The organism is Leucobacter soli, assembly GCF_042659205.1.
Lineage (GTDB): Bacteria > Actinomycetota > Actinomycetes > Actinomycetales > Microbacteriaceae > Leucobacter > Leucobacter soli.
Genome location: NZ_JBHSRW010000387.1, coordinates 1 through 1,218, shown reverse-complemented (window position 1 = coordinate 1,218; position 1,218 = coordinate 1). Strand labels below are relative to the sequence as shown.

The window sequence follows — 1,218 nt, the reverse complement described above, 5'->3', positions numbered from 1 at the left end:
CGGGCCACTCCGGCACCGCCGCGCCCAGCCTCGACGCGCCCGGTCCCGCGCCCTCCCGCGCCGATCGCTTCTTCGCCGGCTGGGTGCGCGCGGTCACCGCCAAGCCGATCCTCACCGTCGTCGCAGTCCTCCTGCTGCTCGGCGCGGCCTCGGTACCGGCGCTCAGCCTGCGCCTCGCCCTCCCGGGCGCGGAGACGCTCGAGCCGCAGGATCCGGCTCGCGTCACCTACGAGCTCACCGGCGAGCACTTCGGCGAGGGTGCGAACGGCCCGCTGCTGCTGACCGGATCCATCATCACGAGCACCGACCCGCTCGGCCTCATGGACGACCTCGCCGACGAGGTGCGCGCCCTCCCCGGCGTCGCGGACGTCCCGCTCGCAACGCCGAACCAGGGCGCGGATACCGGGATCATCCAGGTCGTCCCGGAGGAGGGCCCGCAGGCCGAGAGCACCGCCGCGCTCGTCTCCGAGCTGCGCGCGCATCACGACGAATGGCTGGACCGCTACGGCGTGAGCCTCGCCGTCACCGGATTCACCGCGGTTGGCATCGACGTCTCGCAGCTGCTCTTCGAGGCGCTGCTGCCCTTCGGGGTCCTGGTGGTGGGCCTCTCGCTGATCCTCCTCGCCATGGTGTTCCGCAGCGTGTGGGTGCCGATCAAGGCGACGCTCGGCTATCTGCTCTCGGTCGGCGCGGCGTTCGGCGCGGTCGTCGCCGTGTTCCAGTGGGGCTGGCTCGGCGATCTGCTGAACGTGCACCACGCCGGCCCCGTGCTCAGCTTCATGCCGATCATCCTGATGGGTGTGCTCTTCGGCCTCGCGATGGACTACGAGGTGTTCCTCGTCTCGCGCATCCGCGAGGAGGTCGTGCACGGCGCGGACTCCCGCACCGCGATCCGCCGCGGCTTCGTCGGCTCGGGTCGTGTCGTCACGGCTGCCGCGATCATCATGATCTCCGTCTTCGCCGCATTCGTGCCCGAGGGCGACCCGTCGATCAAGGTGATCGCGCTCGGCCTCGCCGTCGGCGTGTTCGTCGACGCGTTCGTGGTGCGCATGACGCTCGTGCCCGCGGTGCTGCAGCTGCTCGGCGATCGCGCGTGGCGGATGCCGCGGTGGCTCGACCGCCTGCTGCCGGTCTTCGACGTCGAGGGCGAGGCGCTCGCGCGCGAGCTCGAGCACGCCGACTGGCCCGCGGACGCGCCGACCGCGCGCATCGCCGCGT

At 72.2% G+C, this 1,218-nt stretch carries 1 protein-coding gene; it reads left to right on the top strand.

Annotated features, from left to right (window positions below; all coding sequences use genetic code 11):
- Positions 1-1,218 (top strand): MMPL family transporter (locus ACFPZL_RS13405; RefSeq protein WP_382335870.1); only part of this gene is annotated, 1,218 nt, incomplete at both ends.